Source organism: Methylobacterium sp. NPDC080182 (assembly GCF_050281105.1).
Classification (GTDB): Bacteria; Pseudomonadota; Alphaproteobacteria; order Rhizobiales; family Beijerinckiaceae; genus Methylobacterium.
This window is the reverse complement of sequence record NZ_JBNNWO010000016.1, coordinates 151,125-170,577: the sequence shown is the minus strand read 5'-3', so window position 1 is coordinate 170,577 and position 19,453 is coordinate 151,125. Positions and strand designations below refer to the sequence as shown.

The window sequence follows — 19,453 nt, the reverse complement described above, 5'->3', positions numbered from 1 at the left end:
GCGGCGCGCGACCGGCGGCCGGCCACATGCGGCTCGCGATCCTGAAGGCCGCCCTCACCTTCTGCATCGTCGCCGGCCACAGCGAGTGCCGGGCGCTGCGAGACGATATCCGCGAGCTGCGCTTGCCCGGGCCGCGCGCCCGCACGCTAGTGGCCACCGCCGACCAGGTGCGCCGCGCGATGAAGGCCGCGCATGCGATCAAGCGCCCATCGCTGGCCCTTGCCTACGCGATCCAGTTCGAGACGGCGCTCCGCCAATGGGACGTCACCGGGCAGTGGTACCCGCTCAACGACCCGACGCTCTGCTCGGTCGTGGACGGCGACCGGAAGTGGGCAGGCCTCGAATGGCGGCACGTCGGCGACGACGGCCTGCTGCGCTACACGCCCTCGAAGACGCGCGGATCGAGCGGGGCTGAGGTCCTGATCGACCTCAGTCTGTGTCCGATGGCTCTAGAGGAGCTCGCGCGGGTGCCTGACGCGGCGCGGACCGGGCCTATGATCGTGAGCGAGCGTTCGAAGCTCCCGTGGCTCGATCACGATTTCCGGAGGTCCTGGCGGCGTGTGCGCGAGTTGGCCGGCCTGCCGCCGGAGCTGTGGAGCCGCGATCTGCGCGCCTCGGCGATCACCGAGGGCCGCAGGGGGGGCGCCGTGAACGACGACGCCGCGAAGGTCGCCGGCCACACCAACAGCCGGATCACGGCCGAGGTCTACGACCGCGAGCGCCTCGAGGCACACCGGAGGTTCGCTGCCGCGAGACTCGGCCGACGCTCGAAAGATCCCTGACGGAAACGGCCATGACAGGCGTGAAGTGGCGCAAGCGGCAATACGGGATGGTCGCCTACTGGCTCCCCACTCCGGTCAAGAGGCGCCAGGGCTATAGACCGAAGTCCGTCCTGCTTTACAGCGGGCCGGACCCCGACGACGCCGTGATCGCGGACTGCCGCAAAAAGGCGGAAGCGCTGACCATGACCATGCGCGCTTGGCGTCCGGAGGGCCCGGTGCGCCCAACGCAGGGCGTGATCTACTTCATGCGGCTCGGAGATCACATCAAAATCGGCTTCACCCTCGATCTGGAGAAGCGCATCTTCTCCCTCAAGACCGGCTCACCCGTCCTTGGGCAGCTGGTGGGCATCCTGAAGGGCACGAGGGAGATCGACCGGTTCGTGCGATGGCTGTTCCGAGCCTCGCATTTCCGCGGGGACTGGTTTCACCCTACGCCCGAGCTGCTCGCGTTCATCGAGGCGCATGCGACGCTACCGCCAAGGGCCAAACACAAGCGCGCAGAACGAAAGCCGACCTGGTGAGGAACGCCCTCGGAACGCCGAAAAATTCGCAAGCCGCTGCAACTGCTTGCGAAACTTTCTGTTAACGAACTCTTAACGTCGTTTGCCTTGCCGCCCCTCCGGCGTGGTATGGATCAAGTCCGTGCCGGCGCGCACCCGCGGCGGTCGGAACGTGCGAGTGCGTAATCTTGCGATGGCTGCAATCCGTGTTCGGCTCTGACGGCTCCCCCATCGTCCAGTATATCGTGATCTTCGCCGTCATCTTCACGGCGCTCGCGGCGATCGTGTTCACGGTGCGCCGGCTCACCGGCCGGAGCCTCGCCCTGCCGGGGCGGTCCGGGAGCCGCGGGCGCCAGCCGCGGCTCGGGATCGTCGACGTGTACGAGCTCGACCGGGCCCGGCAGCTCATCCTGCTGCGCCGGGACAATGTCGAGCACCTGCTCCTCGTGGGCGGCCCCAACGACGTGGTGGTCGAGCGCAACATCCAGCGCGGCCAGCGGCCCCTGCCGGAGGCGGCGATCCGGCCGGAGCTGGCGCCGGAGCCGCTGGACGAGCCGCTCCCGGACCCCCTCGTCCAGGGCGGCCGCCTGCCCGAGCCGCCCCGCGGTCTGCCGGAATCCGGCGGCCGGCGCGCGGAACCGCTGTTCGATCCGGGCTTCGCGATGCCGGTGGTGGTGCCGTCGCCGGTGCCGCGCTCGGCCTCCGCTCCGCCCGTGACGCTGCCCCTCGATCCCGGGCTGTTCGGCGGCGACGAGCCCGGCCAGGACGTCACCGCACCTCTGAGTGCCGCGCCGCCCGCGCCTCAACCCCCGGCGCCGCCCGCGCCCGAGCCGGTGGTGCCGCCGCCGATGGTGTCGCCGCCGATCGCGCCGCCGGCGGTGGAGCCGCCCGCGCCCCCGCCGCGCGAGCCGGTCGCCCCGCGGCGGATCCTGAGCCGGACCGCGCCGCCGCTGATCGAGCCGCGGCCCAACCCGGCCTCCGAGCGCAAGCCCGAGCCGGCACCGGCGGAGCCGGAGACCGCCCGTCTGGCCCCGAGCCTCGCGGTGCCCTCCGAGCGCAAGTCGGTCGATCCGGTGGTCCTGTCCGACATGGCCCGGCAGCTCCAGGCCGCGCTGTCGCGCTCGTCCTCGGCCGTGACGCCGCCGCCGCAGCCCGCGCCCGCCCCGCCGGCGCCCGAGGGCGTCGATCCGCTGGCCGCCGCGATGGCGAGCGTCCCGGTCGAGCCGGTGCCCGCCCCCGCCCCGGTCGAAGAGCCGGAGGCCCCGCCGCCTCCGCCTCCGGCCAAACCCGTGCCGCCGCCGGCGATGCCCAAGGTCGAACCCCCTCCGCCCGTGCCGGCCCCGCCGCCGCCGTCCGCGCCCACGCCCGACGCGAAGGGATCCGGCAACCCGTTCTCGGTGGAGGAGATCGAGGCCGAGTTCGCCCGCCTCCTCGGTCGCCCGCTCGACAAGCGGAGCTGAGGAGCTCCGCCGCCGCCGAGCGGGCGCGTCGGGACCGCGTCCTCGATCGCGAGAACCGCGGTTTACCGACGGTTAACCATCTTCCGGGACGTTCCGGCCCGGAGGATGTCGCTATGCTCGCGCTGGATGCTGGAACGGCTCACCGGAGCCGCGCTTACAGGGCCTTCCGGCTCGACCGGGCGGGCCGCGTCCGCGCGGCCGAGATCCTGTCGGCCGAGGACGACACGCAGGCGCGCCGCCGCGCCCGGGCGATGGTCGGGCGCGACGCGATCGAGCTGTGGGAGCGGACGCGCTTCCTCGGGCGCTTCGAGCCCACCGTGGCGGCGGCTCAGGATCGCGCCGGCCGCTGAAGCCGGCGGCGCCCGTCCCGTCAGCGGCCGGCAGTCTCCGGCATGGCCAGAACGGCGAGGAAGCTGAGGATCGCGGCCCCCGCTAGGTAGAACCCGACGAAGCCGATGCCGCCGTAGGCCGCGAGCTGCTGCGCGATGTAGGGCGCCCCCGAGGCCCCCAGGATCCCCGCGAGGTTGTAGGTCACCGAGGCGCCCGTGTAGCGCACCCGCGTCGGGAACAGCTCGGGCAGGACGGCGCCCATCGGTCCGAACACCCACCCCATCGTCAGGAGGCTGAGGCACAGGAAGCCGAGGACCGGCGGCCAGGTGCCAGTGCCGGCGGCGTGGCCCAGCATCGGCCCCATGAGGAAGCCCAGCAGGAACGTCACGGCCATGCCGGAGAGCAGCACAGGCCGGCGGCCGAAGCGGTCGGCCGCGGCCCCCGACACGACGGTGCCGAGCGCCATGAAGCAGACCGCGATGCACTCGAACAGCAGGAAGGTCGGCCGGCTGTAGCCGAGGGTGCCGGTGCCGTAGCCCAGGGCGAAGACGGTGGAGAGATAGAAGACCGCGTAGACCGCCACCATCGCGAAGGTACCGACCAGGACGGCGTGGCCGTGCTGGGTCAGCATGGTGGCGAAGGGCACGCGCTCCGGCCGCGCCTGGCTGAGCGCCGCCTTGAAGGCCGGCGTCTCGGTGAGCTTCAGGCGCACGTAGAGCCCGACGCCGACGAGCGCCGCCGAGGCCAGGAACGGCAGGCGCCAGCCCCAGGCCTGGAAGCTCTCGGGCGTCAGGCCGAAGCTGAGGGCGAGGAAGCCGAGATTGGCCAGGACGAAGCCGACCGGCGCCCCGAGTTGCGGGAAGATGCCGTACCACGCGCGCCGGCCCGGCGGCGCGTTCTCGACCGCCAGCAGCGCCGCGCCGCCCCACTCGCCGCCGAACCCGATCCCCTGCCCGCAGCGCAGGATGCACAGCGCCGCCGGCGCCCACCAGCCGACCGACGCGTAGGTCGGCAGGCAGCCGATCAGCACCGTGGAGATGCCCATGATCAGCAGCGACGCCACCAGCGTCGCCTTGCGGCCGACCCGGTCGCCGAAATGCCCGAACAGGGCCGCGCCGACGGGCCGCGCGATGAACGCGATGGCGAAGGTCGCGAAGGCGCTGAGCTGCTGCACGCCGGGCGCGCCGGCGGGGAAGAAGACCGGGCCGATCACCAGGGCGGTGGCGGTGGCGTAGATGTAGAAGTCGAAGAACTCGATCGCCGTCCCGACGAAGCTCGCGGCGAGGATCCGCCGAGCACTCGGGGGGGCGCTCGGGGTGGCCTGCGAGGGGTCTGCGGTGTTGCCCGCGGGGTCGATGGTCTGCAGCATGATCGGGATGGGGGGTCCGGGTCGGTCGCGGCGCTTTCGCACGGGCCGCCGGGGGCCGATACCCCGCTCCGGACATGGGCATCCGCCCTGGACGCGGAGGTCGCTGTGCGGTGCACCGACGGCGGCCTTGCGTTCCCCTGTCCCCTTCGCCAAGCTGAACGGCCATATTCCGCGACGGTCGCCGGCCGCGGCGCCGTCCCTATCACTTGAGTATTGCGATGAGAGTCACTGTCGAGCGCGCGGCCCTGCTCAGGTCGCTCGGCCACGTGCACCGGGTCGTCGAGCGCCGCAACACGATCCCGATCCTGTCGAACGTGCTCCTGCGCGCGGAAGGGTCGGGTCTCCAGCTCCGGGCGACGGATCTCGACATCGAGGTGACCGAGAGCGTGCCGGCGGACGTGGCGGATGCGGGCGCCACGACCGTGCCGGCGCACGTGATCTACGACATCGTGCGCAAGCTCCCCGACGGCGCGCAGGTCTCCCTGGAGACCGGCGGCGAGTCCGGCCAGATGACGATCCGGTCCGGACGCTCGCGCTTCGCCCTGGGCGCCCTGCCGGAGGGCGACTTCCCGGACCTCGCCGCCGGCGAGATGCCGCACGGCTTCGAGATCGCCGCCGCCGACCTGAAGCGGCTGATCGAGAAGACCCAGTTCGCGATCTCCACCGAGGAGACCCGCTACTACCTGAACGGCATCTACCTGCACACGCTGGAGACCGAGAACGGCCCGGCGATGCGGGCGGTGGCAACGGACGGCCACCGGCTCGCCCGCGTCGAGATCCCGGCCCCGCAGGGCAGCGTCGGCATGCCGGGCGTGATCGTGCCGCGCAAGGCGGTCGCCGAGATTCAGAAGCTCCTCGACGACGGCGGCGAGACCGTCGCGGTCGACCTGTCGCCCGCGAAGATCCGCCTGCGCTTCGCCGGCGGCCTGACGCTGATCTCCAAGCTGATCGACGGCACCTTCCCGGATTACCAGCGGGTGATCCCGGCCAACAACGACAAGCGGCTGACCGTCGAGCGCGACGCCTTCGCGAAGGCCGTGGACCGGGTCTCGACGATCTCGTCGGAGCGCGGGCGCGCGGTGAAGCTCGGGCTCGCCGAAGGGCGCCTCGCGCTCTCGGTGAACAACCCGGATTCCGGTAGTGCCACCGAGGAACTCGACGTCGACTACGAGGCGGCCGGCCTCGATATCGGCTTCAACGCCCGCTACCTCCTCGACATCACCGCGCAGCTCGAGGGCGACACCGCCCTGTTCAAGCTCGCGGATCCCGGCTCGCCGACCCTGATCCAGGACCGCGAGGGCGCGCCGGCGCTGTACGTGCTGATGCCGATGCGGGTGTGAGGCGGCCGCGCGGATCCCGGTCCCGCCCTCGTCCCGAGGTGCCGGAGCGCAGCGGGGGCCGCGCGGGAGGTCCCCGGACGGCGATGTGGTTTCTGGAGCCCGCCCGCGCGGCCCGCTGACGCGGGCGCCTCGGGGCGAGGTGGTTGGATGGGATGTCAGACAGCAAGGGACGGTTGAGCGCGGCGCGTCTCGGCCCCTCGATTCACCCCTCGGTTCACCGATGAGCGACATCCGCGATCCGCGGGACGAGCTCGACGGGTCGAGCCTGCGCGTCACCCGCCTGATCGCCCGCGATTTCCGCAACCACGCGGACCTCGAACTGACGCCCGAGGCCCGCTTCGTCGCGCTGGTCGGGGAGAACGGCGCGGGCAAGACCAACCTGCTCGAGGCGCTCTCGCTGTTCGTACCGGGCCGGGGCCTGCGCCGGGCGGAGTTCGCCGCCATGGCGCGCAGCGGCGGCCCGGGGGGATTCGCGGTCTCGCTCACCCTCGACCGCGACGGCGCCGAGCACCGGCTCGGCACCGGGCTCGAGCCGCCGGGTCCCGACGGGCGCGCGAGCCGGCTGTGCCGGATCGACGGCGCCACCGCGGCCTCGCCGGTGGCGTTCAGCGAGTTCCTGCGGGTCGTCTGGCTGACCCCCGACCTCGACGGCCTGTTCCGCGGGGCGGCCGGAGACCGGCGACGGTTCCTCGACCGTCTCGTGCTGGCGGTCGACGCCGCCCACGGCGCCCGGGTCTCCGCGCTGGAGCGGGCCCTGCGCTCGCGCAACCGCCTGCTGGAGGAGCGGCCCGACGACGACCGCTGGCTCGACGCGGTGGAGCGGGAGGTCGCGGAGCTCGGCGTCGCCGTGGCGCTCGCCCGGCGCGAGACCGCCGAGCGCCTCGACCGGCTGATCGCCGAGACCCGGGACGACGCGCAGCCCTTCCCCTGGGCGGCCATCCGCCTCGAGGGCGACCTCGACGATCTGGTCGCGGTCTGGCCGGCCCTCGAGGCCGAGGACCGCTACCGCATGGCGCTCCGCAACGGCCGCAACCGGGACCGGGCCGCCGGCCGCACGCTGATCGGGCCGCAGAGCAGCGACCTCGTGGTCCGCCACGGCCCGAAGGACGTGCCGGCCGGGACGGCGTCCACGGGCGAGCAGAAGGCGCTGCTCATCGGCCTCGTCCTCGCCCACGCGCGGCTGGTGCGGGCCATGAGCGGCATCGCCCCGCTGATCCTCCTGGACGAGGTGGCGGCCCACCTCGATCCACGCCGCCGGGCCGGCCTGTTCGAGGCCCTCGAGGCCCTGCCGGGGCAGGTCTGGATGACCGGCGCCGACCCGGACGCCTTCGCGCAGGCCGGCACCCGGACGCAGGTCCTGCGGGTCGGCGGCTGATCGGCCTCAGGCCGCCCGGACCGACCCGAGGAAGCGGGAGACCTCGGCGCCCAGATGCTCGGACTGGCGCGACAGCTCGCCGGCCGCCCCCAGAACCTGGGCTGCCGCGGCGCCGGTCTCTTCCGAGGCCCGCGCCACGCCGGCGATGTTGCTCGTCACCTCGTCGGTGCCGGCCGCCGCCTGCGAGACGTTGCGGACGATCTCCTGCGTGGCCGCGCCCTGCTCCTCGACCGCCGCCGCGATGGTGGCGGCGACCGCGTCGATCTCGCGGATCCGGGCGGCGATCGTGTCGATGGCCGAGACCGCCTGGCCGGTCACACCCTGGATCTGGCCGATCTGCTGGCTGATCTCCTCGGTGGCCCGGGCGGTCTGGCCGGCGAGCTCCTTGACCTCGGCGGCGACGACCGCGAATCCGCGGCCGGCCTCGCCGGCCCGGGCCGCCTCGATCGTGGCGTTCAGCGCCAGCAGGTTGGTCTGCCCGGCGATGTTCGCGATGAGCCCGACCATGTCGCCGATGCGCGTCGCCGCCTGGCTGAGCGCCTGAACGAGGTGCTGGGTCTCGTCCGCCTCGCCGACCGCCGCCTGCGCGAGGTTGGCCGAGCCGAGGACCTGCCGGCCGATCTCCTGCACGGAGGTGCCCAGCTCCTCGGCGGCGGCCGCCACGGTCTGGACGTTGGCGGAGGCCTGCTCGGCGGCGGCCGCCACCGTGGTGGACTGGCTGGCCGTCTCGGTCGCGCTCGACGTCATGGTCTGCGCCGTGGCCTGCAACTCGGTGGCCGAGGACGAGACCATCCCGACGATGCTCCCCACGGCCCGCTCGAACCCGTCCGCGAGTTCCACCATGGTCCGCCTGCGCGCGGCCACTGCCGCCTCGTCGGCGCGGCGCTTCATCTCGGCTTCCTCGGCGGCCTTTCGGGCGACCATGACCTTGATGCCCTCGACGGCCTTGCCGACGGCGCCCACCTCGTCCCTTCGGGCGGCCTCGGTGATCTCGGCCTCGACCTCGCCCTGCGCCATCCGCTGCAGGACCTTGACCAGCCGGTCGAGCGGCCGCGTGATCCCGACCGTGGCGATGAACACCGCCGCCAGCAGCCCCGCCAGCATGCCGAGACCGCTGACGATCATCAGCGTCCGGCGGGTCTCGTTGGTCTGATCGGTCAGGTCGCCCGAGCCCTTCTGCATGTACGTATCGATGTCCTCGGCCATCCGGTTGCCGTCGGTCAGCAAGCCGGAGAACGTCGGGTCGATCGCCGTGTGGATCAGCGCGATGGCTTGCTCGTTCTGATTGGCAGTGCCCAGCCGGCGGACCTCGCTCACGTCCCTGAGATAGCGCTCGATCCGCGCGGCCTGCTCATCGATGCGCGCGGCGAAGGTCGGCGCGTGCGATCGGAGGCTCGGAAGGAGCGCCCTCACCGCGGGCAGCGCGGCCTCGAAGCCGCTGTTGGCGGCCTGCATCTGGCCCTGATCGGTCTCCGCGATGATCCGGTAGACCCAGTAATTCAACTCGATCACCAGGCGGTTCAGCCTGCGTGCCTCCGCCACCGCCGTCGCCTCGCGGGCGAGGAACTCGCTGTAGCGGTCGTCGATGACCGTCATCCGCGCCTGAGCGTACCAGATACATCCGCCGACAATCGCGCATATCAGCGCGATGACGGCAGCAATTTTTGGAAGTATATTGATATTGGATAAGCGTATCACTGTCTTGAAATCCCTTCACTCGATCGATGATCGGCCTCATGATCTCATGGGATTCACTTTGGTCGTCGAGGGCGATAAAGCGTTGGAGGCGCGATTGTGTCAATGAGAAATATCATTTTGCGGTTTGATTTTGTGTCTCCGAGCCTTTTGCGATATCTTATATCAGCATGGCTCCTCATATATTGACTCCAATATACTCATTGGAACGATTTAAAGAACAGATATTGATCTAGGATATGCAATATGGGATCGGTCTATACGGGCCGGGTTCTTCGACAGCTCGTGGCCGACGTCCCGGGGCGCGACCCCGGCGCCGCGCCACCGGCCTTTTCGCGGCTGCGGATCGCGCCACATAGTGGGCGCTGCACGCCGCCGGCGTGCCCACGGAACTCCGCGCGCATGTCCAAGCCCGTCCACGCCATGATCCGCGTCCTCGAGGAAGAGCGCGCGCGCGACTACTATGCCCGTGCCTTCGGTCTCGCGGTGTCCGGCCGGTTCGACTTCCCGGACTTCACCCTCGTCTACATGCGGGATCCGGACTCGCCGTTCGAGCTGGAGCTCACGGTGAACAAGGGCCGCGACAAGCCCTACGATCTCGGCGACGGCTACGGGCACATCGCCTTCGTGGTCGACGACGTGGAGGCTGAGCACGCCCGGCACCGGCGCGAGGGCTTCACGGCCACCGACGTCAAGACCCTCAAGCACGGGGACGACGTGCTCGCGCGGTTCTTCTTCGCCACCGACCCGGACGGCTACAAGATCGAGGTCATCCAGCGCGGCGGCCGCTTCGCGTGACCGGTCCGGTCCGCCATTCCCTCTCCGGAACGTCTTCGAGATCCATGCAGGACAAGACCCGCATCGTCTGCATCCGCCACGGGCAGTCGACCTTCAACGCCGCCCACCGGCACGGGGGCGGCGATCCCGGCCTGCCCGACGCCCGCCTGACCGAGCTGGGCCAAGCCCAGGCCCGGGCGGCGCGGGAGCGGCTCCGGCCGATCCCCTTCGATCTCGTGGTGGTCTCGCCCCTGACCCGCGCCATCGAGACCGCGGCGATCCTGTTCGGCGAGCATCCGAGCCGGCCGCGGGTGCTGGTCGAGGTGCTGCACCGCGAGTGCCAGGAGAGCAGCTGCGATGTCGGCCGGGCCGCCTCGGAGATCGCCGCGGACTTCCCCCACCTCGATGTCGGGCACCTGCCCGAGGTCTGGTGGCACGCGGAGCCGGGCTGCGAGGTCGGCGGCTACCCGGTGGAGCCCCGCCCCCTATTCGACGCCCGGGTCGCGGCGTTCCGCGACTGGCTGCGGGCCCGGCCGGAGACCACCATCGCGGTGGTCGGCCACGGGACGTTCTTCTACCACCTCACCGGCACGTTCCTGGAGAATTGCGGCACCATCGACTTCGATCTCGACGCCGCGCCCGCGGCGGCCTGATCAGGCCGGCACCCGGGCGCGCGCCGCGTCCATGCGCTGTCGGGCGCCGGCGACGGCGATCTCCGGCGCCTGCCGGCCGATGGCGAGGGCCTCCGCGAGGATCGCGCAGGCCTCGGCCCAGGTTCCGGTCAGGAACGGCGCCGCCCCCTCGGCCACCTCGGCGGCGCAGCGCGCGTCCTCGCCGGCGCGTTCCGCCGCCGTCGCGGTGCGGGACACCGCCGCGGTCAGCGCGCCTTCCCGCCAGCGCCGCGCCTGGGCCGCCGCCTGCGCGCGCGCCCCGCCCCGCCACGCGGCCGCGCGGGCCGCCGCCAGGGCCGCGGGCCAGTCCGGCGCGCCGGAGCAGGCTTCCGCGTCCTCGACCATCCCGGCGACCGCGCAGAGCGGCGCCAGGATGCGGCGGACGCTCTCCAGCGCCAGCTGCCGGGTGCGGGCGGCCTCGATCTCCGCCGTGTCGGCGCTGCCCGACAGGCGCAGGACGAAGGCCATCAGCTGCGGCCGCACCTCGTCCGGCATGGCGTCGTTGAGCCCGAGGGCGTAGGCGGCGGCCGGCCGCGAGAAGCAGGGTGGGCAGTCCGCGCTGGAGCGGATCGCCCGGTAGGGCAGGCCCGCGGCCACCATCGCGGCCTCGTTGATGCAGGTCCCGCCGTCTGGCCCGGGGAAGGGATGCGATCCGGCGAGCAGACGCCAGTTCAGGATCGTCGCGAAGTCGGGATGCATCGGCGCGCGCTCCGTCTCGGTCGCGCAGCGTGGCACGCCGCGCCCCGGAAGGCGAGGCCCTTCAGCCGCCGAGGCCCGGGGCGAGGCCCGAGAGCATCGCGGCGCCCAGGACCAGCACGAAGGCGGCGGCGACGAGTTCGAGGCCACCGAGCGCCAGGAGTCCGGCCTGTCCCCGTCCGCCCGCGAGGCGCAGCGCCATCCGCTTGGCGAAGACCGCGAGGCAGGCCAGCGCGGTCGTCGTCAGCGCGGTGCCGAGCGCCATCGCCAGGACCGCCAGCACGCCCGCGCCGGGCACGCCCTGCGACACCGCGAAGACGAGGACCAGCACGGCGCCGGCGCAGGGGCGTGTCCCGGCCGCCAGCACCACGCCGGCCCGCTCGCGCCACGTGTCGAGGGTGTCGAGGGCCTGCGGTTCCGGCAGGTGGCTGCAGCCCGGGCCGCAACCCGCGCCGAGATTGGCGAGGCGACCGGCCTTGCGCCACGTCAGGACCAGCCCGATCAGGGCCACGAGGGCGAAGCTCACGGTCTCGATCAGGGTGCCGGCCCGGGTGATGCTCGCCGCCGTGGCGTTGAGGACCAGCGTGCCGAGGCCGACGATCGCCCCGGCCACGCAGGCCTGGAGCAGCGCGGCGCAGACGCTCAGCGCGGCGCCGCGCCGGAGCGCCCGCTCCCCAGCCAGGATGTAGCCGGCGATCACCGCCTTGCCGTGGCCCGGGCCGGCGGCGTGGAACACGCCGTACGCGAAGGCGAGGCCGATCAGCGGGGTCCAGCTGCCGCCGCCCCGCAGCGCGCTCACCGCGGCGTTGAGGCTGCGGGAGAAGCTCGCCTGCAGCGCCAGGATGACGCCGCCGAGACCCGTGGCGGCCGGCGCGGCCTCGCGGAAGCCGATCCCGAAGGGCGAGCGCGGCGGCGGCGCGGCGAGGCCAGGCGCGACCAGCCACGCGATCGCGGCCGCGAGCAGCGCGGCCAGCGCGATGGCCGCGGCCATGAGGCCGAGCCTCAGCCCCAGCCGTCCCGCCCCGGCGGGGGCGACGATCCCGATGCCTACGGACATGCCACGAGAACCCGGCTGGCGAACTGCACCCCGTAGGTCGAGGCGGCGGTGAGCGCCTCGAAGAAGGCCTCGGTCATGCCCGGCGACCCGGCATCGGCCGTCTTCGGCTGCTCGGTCTTCGGCCGGGTGACCGTGGCGGCGCAGCCCTGGGGCGCACCCGCGAGGGTGGCGGCGTCCGCGCCCTCGGCGAACGAGAAGGCGACGAAGTAGGTCGGGTCGTAGACCTCCAGCGCGGCGACCCCCCGCCCCTGCTGGACCGGGGTCTTCAGGGGCAGCAGGAAGGTCATGACCAGCGCCCGGTCGTCCATGTGCGCCGCCGGCTCCTTCGGATCGCCGAAGGCCTGCTCCTTGCCGCCGACCTTCAGCTTCGTGAAGTAGCCGAACTCGGCGAGGTTGGCGGTGTTCTCGGCGGCGAGCCCGGCGAGTTCCTCCGGGCTGAGCTTGCCGTCCTTGTTGGTGTCGAGGCCCTGCGTGACGAAGGCCGTGTACTCGGGATCGAAGCTCCACGTGTCGCGGACGCCGACGAGCTTGCCGTCCGCGTAGACGAGCTGCGCCTTGGCGGTCACCCAGACGTGCGGGTGGGCGGAGGCCGCCGAGGCGGCGCAGCCGAGGGCGGCGGCCAGCGCCAGGGCGAGCGGTTTCGGGCAGGGCGCGGCGATCAGCATGGACGGTGGCACGCTCGCGGCGGGAGGGAAGCGATCAGTCCGCGTCTTCCTCGCGTGCCGGTTGGGCGAAAGCGAGGCGCCGTCCGGTCGTCGCGCCTGTCCCCGCGCCGGTCACTCGCCCCCGTCGAGGCCCATCAGCTGGAAGCTGACCCGCAGGTCGTTCGACATCGGGATGTCGAGGCGTTCGCCGTTGGGCAGGCGCTTGAGGAACCAGCGCTCGTAGGTCCAGCGCAGCGCCCGCGACTCGGCGAGCCGCGTGAAGGTCTGCTGCACGAGGCCGGCGAGTTCCGGATCGTCCTTGCGGAACATGATGCCGTAGGGCTCGTAGGAGAGCTTGTCGGGCAGCACCGTGTAGTTCGCCCCGTCCTTCGCGTCCGTGGCGATCAGCCCGTAGAGCAGCACGTCGTCGGTGGCGAAGGCGTCGGCCTTGCCGGCCTTGACCATCGCGTAGGAGGCGGCGTGGTCGGGCGCCGTCACCACCTGCGCGTCGATCTTCAGGCGGGCGAACTGGTCGCGCACGGCCTTCTCGTTGGTGGTGCCGGCCGTGACCACCACGGTCTTCCCGCCGAGATCCCGGTAGGAGGCGATGCCCGATCCGCGCTTAACCAGCAGCTGCGTCGCGCTGATGTAGTCCACCGGCGAGAAGGCGACCTGCTTGCGGCGCTCGGCATTGGCGGTGGTCGAGCCGCATTCGAGGTCGATCTTGCCGGAGGTCACCGCCTCGATGCGGCTCTCGGCCGTGACCGGTGCGTAGCGGATCTTCACCGGCCGGCCGATCGCCGCCTGGATGTCGTCCGCGATCTCGCCGCAGAGGTCGATGGCGTAGCCGATCGGTCGGGGGCTCCCGTCCGACTGCTTGCCCTCCACGAAGGAGAACGGCACCGAGCTCTCCCGGTAGCCGAGGACGATCTCCCCGCGCTCGGCGACGCTCCTGAGCGTCCCGGTGAGCACCTCGACGGCGGAGGCGGGCGTCGCCGCCAGCGCCAGCGCCAGAACCGCGACGAGCCGCATCGTCATCACTCCGCCTCCGAAGGGCACCGAACAAGCCACGCCGCGATTCAGGGCACCCGTGAGAGCGCTCATGAGAGCGGCCGTCCTGCGCCCGCCATCGCGGCGCGCGCAGATTTCGCCGGACCGGCCCCTATTCCGCGGGCGAGGCCACCGTGCCGACATGGTCGAGGCGCTGGTCGATGGTGCTGAGCTGGCCCTCCCACTTGGCGACCGCCACGGTGGCGACGCTGTTGCCGAGCACGTTGGTGGCCGACCGGCCCATGTCGAGGAACTGGTCGATCCCGATGATCAGCAGCAACCCGGCCTCCGGGATGTTGAAGTGCGACAGCGTCGCCGAGATCACCACCAGCGAGGCGCGCGGCACGCCGGCCATGCCCTTCGAGGTCACCATCAGCAGGAGAAGCATCGTGAGCTGCTGGCCCCAGCTCAGCGGGATGTTGTAGGCCTGCGCGATGAACATCACCGCGAAGGTGCAGTACATCATCGAGCCGTCGAGATTGAACGAGTAGCCCATCGGCAGCACGAACGAGGTGATCCGGTTCGGCACCCCGAACTTCTCCAGGTTCGAGAGCATCTTGGGGTAGGCGGCCTCGCTCGACGCCGTCGAGAAGGCCAGCACGAAGGGCTCCTTGATCAGGTTGAACAGGCGCATGATGCCGCCGCCCCCGAGCAGCAGGAAGCCGACGCCCATCAGCAGCGTCCAGAGCACGCCGAGGCTGATGTAGAACTCCACGAGGAACTTGCCGTAGGTCACGAGCACGCCGATGCCCTGCGTGGTGATCGTCGCCGCGATGGCGGCGAACACCGCAACGGGGGCGAACATCATCACGTAGCCCGTCACCTTGAGCATGACGTCGGCGATGCCCTCGATGCCCTGCGCGAGCAGGCGGCCCTTCTCGCCGAGGGCGGCGAGGCCCACGCCGAAGAAGATCGAGAAGACCACGATCTGCAGGATCTCGTTGTTGGCCATGGCCTCGACGGCGCTCTTCGGCACGAGGTGCGTGACGAACTCCTTGAGCGAGAGCGAGGCCGCCTTGAGCCCGGTGCCGGCCCCGGCATCGGGCAGCGGCAGGTTCAGGTTGTGGCCGGGCTGCATCAGGTTGACCATGATGAGGCCGAGCATCAGAGAGCAGAACGAGGCGCCGACGAACCAGAGCAGCGCCTTGCCGCCGACCCGGCCGACCGAGGCGGTATCCCCGAGATGGGCGATGCCGACGACCAGCGTGGAGAAGACCAGCGGCGCGATGATCATCTTGATCAGGCGGAGGAACACGTCGGAGACCAGCGCGATGTAGCCGGCGATCTCCTTGGCGGTCTGCGGATCGGGCCAGGTGATGCTGCAGGCGTAGCCGACGGCGATGCCGAGGAGCATGCCGATGAAGATCATCGTCGTGAGTCGCGACCCTGCCATCGGAACTGCTCCTCGCCTGGGCCCGGGATGATCGAGCATTGCAATTCGTTAACGTGTCGCAGGAACTGCGCCACACGCAAGCCCGGCCAGGGGGCGTTACTGGCGTGGTCGACTGTTTTCACGCGACGCTCGGGCGGCGATGAAACCGGTGGCCGGTGTGCTACGGCTGCGGTACGAGACTTGCCCCGCCAAGCTGCCTGCGCTCTCCGTAGGCGGCCCAAGCAACCTGCGCGCGAGAGTTCATGGACGTCTTCGTACAGCAGCTCATCAACGGGCTGACGCTCGGCTCGATCTACGGCCTGATCGCGATCGGCTACACGATGGTGTTCGGCATCATCGGCATGGTGAACTTCGCCCACGGCGACGTCTTCATGGTCTCCTGCTTCATCGCGCTCATCACCTTCCTGCTGCTGACGGTCTGGCTCGGGGTCAGCTCCATCGCGCTGGCCTTCCTGGTGGTGTTGGTGGTCGCCATGGTGCTGACCGCCCTGTGGGGCTGGGCGATCGAGCGGGTGGCCTACCGGCCGCTGCGCGGCTCGTTCCGCCTCGCGCCGCTGATCTCGGCGATCGGCGTCTCGATCTTCCTGTCGAACTTCGTGCAGGTCGTGCAGGGCGCGCGCAACAAGCCGACCCCGCCGATGCTGTCGGGCGGCATCACGCTGTTCGAGCGCGACGGCTACGCGGTGTTCCTGGCCTGGAAGCAGGTGCTGATCATGGCGGTGACCGCCGTGCTGCTCACCGGCTTCTGGTACCTCGTGCAGCGCACGCCCTTCGGCCGGGCGCAGCGCGCCTGCGAGCAGGACCGCAAGATGGCGGCGCTGCTCGGCATCGACGTGGACCGCACGATCTCGCTGACCTTCGTGCTCGGCGCCGCGCTCGCGGCCGTCGCGGGCGTCCTCTACCTCATGTACTACGGCGTCGTGTCCTTCTCGGACGGGTTCGTGCCCGGCGTGAAGGCGTTCACGGCGGCGGTGCTCGGCGGCATCGGCTCGCTGCCCGGCGCCGTGCTCGGCGGCCTGATCATCGGCCTGATCGAGACCTTCTGGTCGGCCTATTTCTCCATCGAGTACAAGGACGTCGCCGCCTTCTCGATCCTGGCGATCGTGCTGATCTTCATGCCGTCGGGCATCCTGGGCCGGCCCGAGGTCGAGAAAGTCTGATGGCCGCCTCGCAGAACGCTCTCCCCGGCTCCGCGATGGCCGGCATCCTGCGCGACGCCGCCCTCTACGCCCTCGTCACCTTCGGCCTCTGCGTCCCGCTCATCGCCTACCGGACCGATCCCGGGCCCGGGAGCGAGCTGGTGCTCGTGCCGCGCTGGGGGCTGGTGGCGGCGCTCTGCGCGGCGATCTTCGTGCTGCGCCTCGTCCAGCGCCTCGTGCTGCTGCGCCGCGACGCGCGGCGGGCGCTGACCCCCTCCCCGGCCCAGGCCACCGAGGCGTTGCACGGCGAGCCCGATGCCGGGCAGAAGACCTCGAAGGTCGGTCTCTGGCTGTTCATCTTCGTCGCGCTGACCCTGCCGATGATCTCCGCGCTGGCGACCGGCGGCCTGTCCTCGGCCCGCTACTGGATCGACCTCGGCATCCTGATCCTGACCTACGTCATGCTCGGCTGGGGCCTGAACATCGTGGTCGGCCTCGCGGGCCTGCTCGACCTCGGCTACGTCGCCTTCTACGCGGTCGGGGCCTATTCCTACGCGCTGCTGTCGACGACCTTCGGCCTGTCGTTCTGGGTCTGCCTGCCGCTGGCGGGCCTGTTCGCCGGCCTGTGGGGCATGATCCTCGGCTTCCCGGTGCTGCGCCTGCGCGGCGACTACCTCGCCATCGTCACCCTGGCCTTCGGCGAGATCATCCGCCTGGTCCTGATCAACTGGACCGACGTCACCGGCGGCGGGGCCGGCATCTCGTCGATCCCGCGGGCGACCTTCTTCGGCATCCCGTTCACGGCGGGCGAGGGCGGGTTCGCCGCCACCTTCGGCATCCCGTACGATTCGATGCACCGGCTGATCTTCCTGTACTACCTGATCCTCGGGCTGGCCCTGATCACCAACTTCGTCACCCTGCGCCTGCGCCGCCTGCCGATCGGGCGGGCCTGGGAGGCCCTGCGCGAGGATGAGATCGCCTGCCGCTCGCTCGGCATCGACACCACCGCCACGAAGCTCACGGCCTTCGCGCTGGGCGCGGCCTTCGGGGGCTTCGCCGGCTCGTTCTTCGCCGTGCGCCAGGGCTTCATCAGCCCGGAGAGCTTCAACTTCCTGGAGAGCGCCATCATCCTGGCGATCGTCGTCCTCGGCGGCATGGGCAGCCAGGTCGGCGTCGCGATCGCCGCGGTGGCGATGGTCGGCGGGCCAGAGATGCTGCGCAACCTCGGGTTCCTGAAGGCCGTGTTCGGCGAGGGCTTCGACCCCAGCGAGTACCGGCTGCTGCTGTTCGGGCTCGCCATGGTCGCCATGATGGTCTGGCGGCCGCGCGGGCTGATCTCGGAGCGGATGCCGTCCGTGTCGCTCGGCCAGCGGCGCGCGGTCTCGGGCGCCCATGTCAGCGAGGGGCACGGCTGATGGCGACGTCCCCCCTCCCCCTGCCGGTGCTCACGGTCGAGCACCTGACCATGCGGTTCGGCGGGCTCACCGCCGTCTCCGACCTGTCCTTCGAGGCGCGCCGCGGCGACATCACGGCGCTGATCGGCCCGAACGGGGCCGGCAAGACCACGGTGTTCAACTGCATCACCGGCTTCTACAAGCCCACCGAGGGCATGCTGACGCTGGCGCACGCCGACGGCACGGCGCACCTGCTGGAGCGGCTTCCGAACCACAAGGTGAACCGCACCGCGCGGGTCGCCCGCACCTTCCAGAACATCCGCCTGTTCCAGGGCATGACCGTCCTGGAGAACCTGCTCGTCGCCCAGCACGCGCCGCTGATGCGGGCCTCGGGCTACACGATCCTCGGGCTGCTCGGCCTCAAGACCTACCGGGACGCGCAGGCCGCGGCGATCGAGCGGGCCAAGGCCTGGCTCGAGCGCATCGACCTGATGAAGCGGGCGGATGATCCGGCGGGCGCCCTGCCCTACGGCGCGCAGCGGCGCCTGGAGATCGCCCGGGCGATGTGCACCGACCCGGTCCTGCTCTGCCTCGACGAGCCGGCGGCCGGCCTCAACCCGCGGGAATCGGCCGAGCTGAACGGCCTCCTGCGCCACATCCGCGACGCGCACGACACCTCGGTGCTGCTGATCGAGCACGACATGTCGGTGGTGATGGAGATCTCCGACCACGTGGTCGTGCTCGATTACGGCGTGAAGATCGCCGACGGCTCCCCCGCCGATGTGCGGGCCGACCCGAAGGTGATCGCCGCCTATCTCGGCGTCGAGGACGAGGAGGTCGAGGCCGTGGAGGCCGAGGTCGGGATCACCGTGCCGCACGGGGACGCGGCGCACACGGGAGCGTCGGCATGAGCGTCGCCGGCATCAACGTCCTCGTCGAGGAGACGCGGGCGATCCAGGCGGGACGGAAGCCGCCGCTCCTCGCGGTGCGCGACGTCTCGACCTATTACGGCAGCGTCGCGGCCCTGCGCGGGGTCGACCTCGACGTGGCCGAGGGCGAGATCGTCACGCTGATCGGCGCCAACGGCGCCGGCAAGTCGACCCTGATGATGACGATCTTCGGCAGCCCCCAGGCGCGCTCGGGGACGATCACCTACGACGGCCGCGACATCACCCGGCTGCCGACCCACGCGATCGCCCGGCTCGGCATCGCCCAGTCGCCGGAGGGGCGCCGGGTCTTCCCGCGCATGACCGTCTACGAGAACCTCCAGATGGGCGCTGCGCTCCATGACGGGCGCTTCTTCGCCGAGGATCTGGAGAAGGTCTGCACCCTGTTCCCGCGGGTGAAGGAGCGCCTCAACCAGCGCGCCGGCACCATGTCGGGCGGCGAGCAGCAGATGCTGGCCATCGCCCGGGCGCTGATGAGCCGCCCGCGGCTGCTGCTGCTCGACGAGCCGTCGCTCGGCCTCGCGCCGCTCGTGGTGAAGGGCATCTTCGACGCGATCCGGGAGCTCAACCGGACCGATGGCATGACGATCTTCCTCGTCGAGCAGAACGCCTACCACGCCCTCAAGCTCGCCCATCGCGGCTACGTGCTGGTCAACGGGCGGGTCACGATGAGCGGGACGGGTCGGGCGCTGCTCGACGATCCGAACGTCCAGGCCGCCTACCTGGAGGGGGGCCATTCCGGCCCGGTCGGGGCATGATGCCGTTTTCGGTTGATGCCATTGGCATCCCCGTCTTTGCGAGCGGAGCGAAGCAACCTACGGCGGCGCCACACCT

The 19,453-nt window shown here is 71.3% G+C and carries 19 protein-coding genes; 12 read left to right on the top strand and 7 right to left on the bottom strand.

All coding sequences use genetic code 11. The features are described 5' to 3' along the window. Positions 1 to 26 precede the first annotated feature (26 nt). The 4 genes from ACQKQD_RS25895 (at position 27) to ACQKQD_RS25880 (ending at position 3,092) form a co-directional block, all read left to right on the top strand. Positions 27 to 782, top strand: a complete 756-nt coding sequence (locus ACQKQD_RS25895) for a hypothetical protein (RefSeq protein ID WP_427509943.1) — start codon at positions 27 to 29, stop codon at positions 780 to 782. An 11-nt stretch (positions 783 to 793) separates the two neighbouring features. Continuing rightward, complete coding sequence (locus ACQKQD_RS25890) at positions 794 to 1,303, top strand: hypothetical protein (RefSeq protein ID WP_427509942.1); 510 nt, start codon at positions 794 to 796, stop codon at positions 1,301 to 1,303. A 185-nt stretch (positions 1,304 to 1,488) separates the two neighbouring features. Beyond that, on the top strand, positions 1,489 to 2,742 hold the full coding sequence (locus tag ACQKQD_RS25885; protein ID WP_427509941.1) for a hypothetical protein: 1,254 nt from the start codon (positions 1,489 to 1,491) through the stop codon (positions 2,740 to 2,742). 113 nt (positions 2,743 to 2,855) lie between these two features. Then, positions 2,856 to 3,092 (top strand): hypothetical protein, encoded by a 237-nt coding sequence (locus ACQKQD_RS25880; protein ID WP_020094245.1) that lies wholly within the window; start codon positions 2,856 to 2,858, stop codon positions 3,090 to 3,092. Positions 3,093 to 3,112: 20 nt separating this feature from the next. On the opposite strand, the gene ACQKQD_RS25875 is transcribed toward ACQKQD_RS25880, so the two are convergent. Beyond that, positions 3,113 to 4,441 (bottom strand): MFS transporter, encoded by a 1,329-nt coding sequence (locus tag ACQKQD_RS25875; protein ID WP_020094244.1) that lies wholly within the window; start codon positions 4,439 to 4,441, stop codon positions 3,113 to 3,115. A 218-nt stretch (positions 4,442 to 4,659) separates the two neighbouring features. On the opposite strand from ACQKQD_RS25875, the gene dnaN reads away from it, so the two are divergent. Together dnaN and recF are read left to right on the top strand one after the other, a co-directional pair. Next, positions 4,660 to 5,781, top strand: coding sequence for a DNA polymerase III subunit beta (gene dnaN / locus ACQKQD_RS25870; protein WP_012319207.1), 1,122 nt, complete (start codon positions 4,660 to 4,662; stop codon positions 5,779 to 5,781). Positions 5,782 to 6,001: 220 nt separating this feature from the next. After that, positions 6,002 to 7,156, top strand: coding sequence for a DNA replication/repair protein RecF (recF, locus tag ACQKQD_RS25865; RefSeq protein WP_091681201.1), 1,155 nt, complete (start codon positions 6,002 to 6,004; stop codon positions 7,154 to 7,156). A 6-nt stretch (positions 7,157 to 7,162) separates the two neighbouring features. On the opposite strand, the gene ACQKQD_RS25860 is transcribed toward recF, so the two are convergent. Next, positions 7,163 to 8,752 (bottom strand): methyl-accepting chemotaxis protein, encoded by a 1,590-nt coding sequence (locus tag ACQKQD_RS25860; protein WP_427509940.1) that lies wholly within the window; start codon positions 8,750 to 8,752, stop codon positions 7,163 to 7,165. 501 nt (positions 8,753 to 9,253) lie between these two features. On the opposite strand from ACQKQD_RS25860, the gene ACQKQD_RS25855 reads away from it, so the two are divergent. Together ACQKQD_RS25855 and ACQKQD_RS25850 are read left to right on the top strand one after the other, a co-directional pair. Further along, complete coding sequence (locus ACQKQD_RS25855) at positions 9,254 to 9,649, top strand: VOC family protein (RefSeq protein ID WP_020094241.1); 396 nt, start codon at positions 9,254 to 9,256, stop codon at positions 9,647 to 9,649. 44 nt (positions 9,650 to 9,693) lie between these two features. Then, positions 9,694 to 10,281 carry a histidine phosphatase family protein gene (locus tag ACQKQD_RS25850; protein ID WP_020094240.1) on the top strand — a complete coding sequence of 196 codons (588 nt, stop codon included), beginning with the start codon at positions 9,694 to 9,696 and terminating at the stop codon, positions 10,279 to 10,281. Here the strand turns inward: ACQKQD_RS25850 and ACQKQD_RS25845 are convergent, their stop codons facing one another. The 5 genes from ACQKQD_RS25845 to ACQKQD_RS25825 form a co-directional block, all read right to left on the bottom strand. Continuing rightward, complete coding sequence (locus tag ACQKQD_RS25845; protein WP_427509939.1) at positions 10,282 to 10,998, bottom strand: hypothetical protein; 717 nt, start codon at positions 10,996 to 10,998, stop codon at positions 10,282 to 10,284. A 61-nt stretch (positions 10,999 to 11,059) separates the two neighbouring features. Continuing rightward, entirely contained in the window at positions 11,060 to 12,052 is a 993-nt protein-coding gene (locus ACQKQD_RS25840) for a nickel/cobalt transporter (RefSeq protein WP_100252447.1), read from the bottom strand. Further along, on the bottom strand, positions 12,043 to 12,717 hold the full coding sequence (locus ACQKQD_RS25835) for a DUF1007 family protein (RefSeq protein ID WP_091927041.1): 675 nt from the start codon (positions 12,715 to 12,717) through the stop codon (positions 12,043 to 12,045). Before ACQKQD_RS25835 ends, ACQKQD_RS25840 begins: the two co-directional genes overlap by 10 nt. 111 nt (positions 12,718 to 12,828) lie before the next feature. Beyond that, the gene (locus ACQKQD_RS25830) at positions 12,829 to 13,734 is read right to left on the bottom strand and encodes an amino acid ABC transporter substrate-binding protein (protein WP_020094236.1); all 906 of its coding nucleotides are present in this window, start codon (positions 13,732 to 13,734) and stop codon (positions 12,829 to 12,831) included. A gap of 124 nt (positions 13,735 to 13,858) precedes the next feature. Continuing rightward, positions 13,859 to 15,139: a dicarboxylate/amino acid:cation symporter gene (locus ACQKQD_RS25825; RefSeq protein ID WP_427509938.1), complete on the bottom strand. Its 1,281-nt coding sequence runs from the start codon at positions 15,137 to 15,139 to the stop codon at positions 13,859 to 13,861. Positions 15,140 to 15,381: 242 nt separating this feature from the next. Here ACQKQD_RS25825 and ACQKQD_RS25820 point away from each other — a divergent pair, with 242 nt between their 5' ends. From ACQKQD_RS25820 to ACQKQD_RS25805, 4 genes are read left to right on the top strand one after another with little or no spacing between them, the layout of a single operon-like run. Continuing rightward, entirely contained in the window at positions 15,382 to 16,299 is a 918-nt protein-coding gene (locus ACQKQD_RS25820) for a branched-chain amino acid ABC transporter permease (RefSeq protein WP_020094234.1), read from the top strand. Next, the gene (gene livM / locus ACQKQD_RS25815; protein WP_427509937.1) at positions 16,299 to 17,693 is read left to right on the top strand and encodes a high-affinity branched-chain amino acid ABC transporter permease LivM; all 1,395 of its coding nucleotides are present in this window, start codon (positions 16,299 to 16,301) and stop codon (positions 17,691 to 17,693) included. The genes ACQKQD_RS25820 and livM overlap by 1 nt, the downstream gene beginning before the upstream one ends. Next, positions 17,693 to 18,583 (top strand): ABC transporter ATP-binding protein, encoded by an 891-nt coding sequence (locus tag ACQKQD_RS25810; protein ID WP_427509936.1) that lies wholly within the window; start codon positions 17,693 to 17,695, stop codon positions 18,581 to 18,583. The genes livM and ACQKQD_RS25810 overlap by 1 nt, the downstream gene beginning before the upstream one ends. Continuing rightward, the gene (locus ACQKQD_RS25805; RefSeq protein WP_020094231.1) at positions 18,580 to 19,377 is read left to right on the top strand and encodes an ABC transporter ATP-binding protein; all 798 of its coding nucleotides are present in this window, start codon (positions 18,580 to 18,582) and stop codon (positions 19,375 to 19,377) included. Before ACQKQD_RS25810 ends, ACQKQD_RS25805 begins: the two co-directional genes overlap by 4 nt. The last annotated feature ends 76 nt before the right edge of the window (positions 19,378 to 19,453 follow it).